The sequence below is a fragment of the Rhodovulum sp. genome, from assembly GCF_011048875.1.
In the GTDB taxonomy this organism is placed as follows: domain Bacteria; phylum Pseudomonadota; class Alphaproteobacteria; order Rhodobacterales; family Rhodobacteraceae; genus Rhodovulum; species Rhodovulum tesquicola.
This window is the reverse complement of the sequence record NZ_DSDD01000406.1, coordinates 1-4,283: the sequence shown is the minus strand read 5'-3', so window position 1 is coordinate 4,283 and position 4,283 is coordinate 1. Positions and strand designations below refer to the sequence as shown.

3 protein-coding genes and 2 pseudogenes are annotated in these 4,283 nt (G+C 67.4%); 3 read left to right on the top strand and 2 right to left on the bottom strand.

Going from position 1 to position 4,283, the window contains the following annotated elements:
* Positions 1 to 364: 364 nt before the first annotated feature.
* Positions 365 to 1,249: a recombinase family protein gene (locus ENN83_RS14080; protein ID WP_287187945.1), complete on the top strand. Its 885-nt coding sequence runs from the start codon at positions 365 to 367 to the stop codon at positions 1,247 to 1,249.
* A gap of 52 nt (positions 1,250 to 1,301) precedes the next feature.
* On the opposite strand, the gene ENN83_RS14075 is transcribed toward ENN83_RS14080, so the two are convergent.
* Together ENN83_RS14075 and ENN83_RS14070 are read right to left on the bottom strand one after the other, a co-directional pair.
* Complete coding sequence (locus ENN83_RS14075; RefSeq protein ID WP_287187942.1) at positions 1,302 to 2,426, bottom strand: ParB/RepB/Spo0J family partition protein; 1,125 nt, start codon at positions 2,424 to 2,426, stop codon at positions 1,302 to 1,304.
* Between the two features lie 11 nt (positions 2,427 to 2,437).
* Entirely contained in the window at positions 2,438 to 3,460 is a 1,023-nt protein-coding gene (locus ENN83_RS14070) for a ParA family protein (protein WP_287187940.1), read from the bottom strand.
* Positions 3,461 to 3,758: 298 nt separating this feature from the next.
* On the opposite strand from ENN83_RS14070, the pseudogene ENN83_RS14065 reads away from it, so the two are divergent.
* Positions 3,759 to 3,971 (top strand): annotated as a pseudogene (locus ENN83_RS14065) (hypothetical protein); the annotation flags it as partial.
* A 190-nt stretch (positions 3,972 to 4,161) separates the two neighbouring features.
* Positions 4,162 to 4,283, top strand: a pseudogene (locus tag ENN83_RS14060) (transposase); the annotation flags it as partial.

Here is a 4,283-nt window from a genome sequence, read left to right as displayed (position 1 = left end):
GCCTGCGCCATGGCCCGGCGCGTCGCCCTCGGGCAGGAACCACAGATCGGCCTCGGGGCGCGGGGCCGGATCATAAGGCGACGTAAGGCTCGGCGGGTCGTCATAGGCCGCGCCGATATCAACAGGTTTGCGTGCCATACCCGCAGAATAGCATGGCTGCGCGGATGATATGGGGGATTTTTGATCGCAGCATTTCCACCCCCCCGGCCCGGCCGCCAACGCGGTGCCTGTCACGCAGGAAAACGTCTCTGTTCCGGCCTGAAACGCCCGAAACGAGCCACCCGACACCCCCGGAAACGCCCTTGCATCCGATAACAAACGATCGTTTAGTAGTGAGACAAGAAACCGCAAAAAGACTATTTTGATGCCCCTGATCGGCTATGCCCGCGTCTCGACCGAGGACCAGACCCCCCTGCCCCAGACCCAGGCCCTGAAAACCGCTGGCTGCGCCGAGATCCACGAGGAACAGGCCTCGGGCGGCGACCGCGCCCGCCCTGTTCTGGCCCGCGTGCTGGAGCGGATCGGCAAGGGCGACACGCTGGTCGTCGTGCGCATCGACCGGCTGGCGCGGTCGCTGTCGCATCTGCTGGAGGTGATCGAGCGGCTGGAGGACAGGGGTGCCTTCTTCCGCTCGCTGCAGGATCCGATCGACACGGCCTCGCCACAGGGCAAGTTCACGCTGCAGGTGCTGGGCGCCGCGGCCGAGTTCGAGCGTGCCCTGATTCGCGAACGCACCAGGGCGGGGCTGGCCAGCGCGCGAACCAAGGGGCGGATCGGCGGCAATCCGGGCCTGCGCGCACGCGATCCGGCGGCGCTGCGCAAGCTGCGGCTGGCCCGGCTGGACGGCTATATGCAGCGGCTGGGCGAGAGCGCGCAGGACTGGGTGCCGCATGTCCGCCGCCTGCGCCCGGACATGGCCTGGGAGGATGTGCTGCGCATCATCAACGCCCCCCTGCCCCCGGAACGCCGCTGGACGCAAAGCCGCCTGCTGCGCGCCGTGAAGGCCTATGTCCGCGATGGATTCCTGCCCGAAACCGTGCTGGCCCGCGCCGGACGCCGCCAGACCGACGACCGCCTGCCCGCCATCGTCGCCGCCATCAAGGGCGCCGACCCCGACATCACCCTGCAAGCCATCTGCGACCGGCTGGAAGCGATGCGCGAACGCACGCCGCGCGGGCGCACAAGCTGGCAGCCCTCATCCGTGAAGATGCTGCTGGACCGGGCCAGAAGGCTGGGCCTTATCGACTGAACACCGCGGATCCTTGCCGCGGGAATCCTTCCCCGCGGGGAAGGTCCCTGCCCTACCCGTCCAGCTGGTCCAGCATCTGGCGCACGGCCTGTTCCAGCCGCCGCCGGTCGATGGTGGTAAAGTCCCGGTCAAGCCGGATCTCCAGCTTGCCGACCCCGGCCACGCATTTCCCGCGCCCCTCGCGGCGGTCGAACTGAAAGCTGGTCCGGGCCTTCGCGGGCTTGCCCATGGGGGACACCGGCCGCCTTGGCTCGGGCTCGTCCCATTCCTGCTGCCCGGGCATGCCCTCGCCCGCAAAGCGGCGCAGCACGCCCAGTTCATCCGCCAGCGAGCGGTTGTCCCAGTCCTTCAGCTCGGCCCGGATCGCACCGGCCAGCCCCTCGACCTCGTCAAGCTTGCGGGCCAGCGCAAGCCCAAGCGCACGGGGAATCCCCTGCGGGAACAGCAGGTCCTCGCCAAGCTGCTCGACCACCGAAATGAAGGTGCGGATATAGCTGCGCTTCTGGTAGCCCGCCGACCTGAACAGAACCGCGACGGCCTTTTCCGGGTCGCTGACCGCCGTTCCGGGGTCGCGGGCATAGTCCAGCGCCAGCATGGCCATCTCGGCGAACGAGATGTCCTTTCGCACCAGGTTCTCGTCGACCATCTTGCGATAGAGCGCCTCCAGATCGTCGCCGGGATGGCTGACCGCGGCGGGGATCGTCGCATAGCGTTCGGCCTCGCCCGTCTCCTCCAGAAGCTCGCGATAGGCCGACAGCCGACGATAGCCCTGGATCAGTTCGAACCGGCCATCGGCGCGGCGCTCCAGCCGGATCGGGTTCGACAGCCCCAGTTCGGCGATCGAGGATTTCAGCTCGGCAAGCTCGGCATCCGGCCCGGTCTTGCGGTCGCGCACCAGCTTGGACATCTCGATCAGATCGAGCGGCACCAGCTCGATGACCAGCCCAAGCCGCTTGAGCCGGACATGCTCATGCGCCAGCGCGTCGTTCTCGGCGCGGATCTTCGCCTCGATCTCCTGCCGCTCGCGGTTCGAGCTGACGGTCTCGGCGATGGCGGCGGCCATCGGGCCGCGGCGGGCAGGGGGGGCGGACACCTTCCCCGCGGGGAAGGTTTCGGCGGCAGGCGCGATGCCGTCCTCGGGCAGGCCTATGTCGAACATGCGGCGCTTCTTGCTCATCCCGCCCTCCCTCAGATCCGGGTCCAGGCAGCCAGCATGCTGCCCTTGAATTCCTCATAGGCGCGGTCGAAACTGGCGCGCGCGCGGCGCCAGGTCTCGCGCGTCATCTCGCGATAGTCGATCTCGTAGGCCGACGACAGGAAGCGGCCCGACTGCTCGACCGCGCGCGTCATCTCGATCGGGTGCTCGGCGACATGCGGGCCAAAGACCTTGCGGAAGGCGTCGAACATCGCGCGGTGCAGGTCATTGCCGGGCTCGTAGCGCGTCATCAGGAAACGGATCTCGACAAAGGACTTGGGCAACCCGACCTTCCCCGCGGGGAAGGTCGGCCCGAAGCCCGCCAGATCCTCCAGCGCCTCGGCCAACTGACCGATGAAGCTGGTGGTCGAGTCGTATTCCCAATAGCCGGGACCGGAGGGGATATAGAGCATGTCGGCAGCAAAGACCGCGTTCATCGACTGGTAGCCGATGGCCGGCGGGCAATCGAACGGCACAAGGTCGTAATCGTCATCGCCCAACCCGTCCAGATAACGCGATACCGCCGCGAAGAAGGACCATTCCGGGTTCAGGTGCCGATACTGGGCCGAGGCGAACTCGACGAATGCCGCGTTGGCACAGGAGGGCACGATGTCGATGGTGGCCCAGGCCGTGGTCTTGATGAAGTCACCATGCCGCAACTCGCCCAGGCCCAGATCGCGGATCGAGGCCGGGATCTGGCGGCGGGGCAGGGCGGTGCCGCTGGCCGCGCCGGTGGACACCGCGTTTATCCGGTCGGTCTCGCGGATCAGGTCGCGGGCCATGATGCCCCAGACGGTGTAATCCTCGGCCACATCGGTCAGCCCCATGGAATGGCTGAGCGTGGCCTGGGGATCGAAATCGACCAGCAGCACCCGGTATCCGTCCAGCGCGGCAGCATGGGCGAAATGCAGCGCCACGGTCGACTTGCCCGCCCCGCCCTTGAAGTTCGCGATGGCCGCCCGGAACGCCCGCTTGCCCGCCGGGCGGGGGGGGAGCCTGTGGGCCTTCGCCGACATATTGGGGGACAGAGCGCAGGTTACAACCGCATATTGGGGGACATTTCGCACAGAATAGGAGACATACCGGCTGACACCCTTTACCGATGATACCCGGTTTCCTTGAAACGGAATTGGGTCGGGAACCGGCCTGACAGCCGGGGCGCTTGGCAGAACCGGAAAGCCGGACGCTAATAGCCGACAAGCGGTGAAGAGCGTTGCGTTCCTGCGACGTCGTCGCCAAGAGCCCGATCAGGGCCGTATTGAACGAGGCAGATCCGGACCGCGGCGCGGCCGGGGACATGGACAGAAGACAGACATGCAGCTTCCCCGGCCCGTCGGGCGTGAGGCCGCGTCGCGCAAATACGATATCCTGTCGGCGCTGATGGCGTTCGGCCTGTCGCGGGACAAGTATGCACAGCGGCAGGTCCTGCGGGTCATGGCGCTGATCACCACGCGCTACAACTGGCAGCGCGACGCGCTGAGCAAGGGGCAGGCCGAGATCGCGCGGCTCTGGTCGGTGAACGAGCGCCAGAAGCGGCTCGGCCACCACGTCCAGCGCGGGAACCCGGGGCACCAGGCGCAGGAACTGGCTGACATGGCCCAGCGTTGCCCGGCGCAGCGCAATCACCTGCCGCGGCTCGGCGCCCGCCAGTTCCACCCCCGCCACGCGGATCGAGCCCGCGTCGATCCGGTAATTGCCCCAGATCAACCGCATCATCGCCATGCTGCGCGCGAAGGTCGAGCATCCCTTCCGCATCATCAAGCGTCAGTTCGGCCACGTGAAGACCCGCTATCGCGGCCTCGCCAGGAACCGCGCCCAGCTCTTCACGCTGTTCGCACT

What these genes read in the sequence shown, in the direction of transcription:
- ENN83_RS14080 (WP_287187945.1), top strand. Translation starts at nt 365, where the DNA reads ATGCCCCTGATCGGCTATGCCCGCGTCTCGACCGAGGACCAGACCCCC.
- ENN83_RS14075 (WP_287187942.1), bottom strand. Translation starts at nt 2,426, where the DNA reads ATGAGCAAGAAGCGCCGCATGTTCGACATAGGCCTGCCCGAGGACGGC.
- ENN83_RS14070 (WP_287187940.1), bottom strand. Translation starts at nt 3,460, where the DNA reads ATGTCGGCGAAGGCCCACAGGCTCCCCCCCCGCCCGGCGGGCAAGCGG.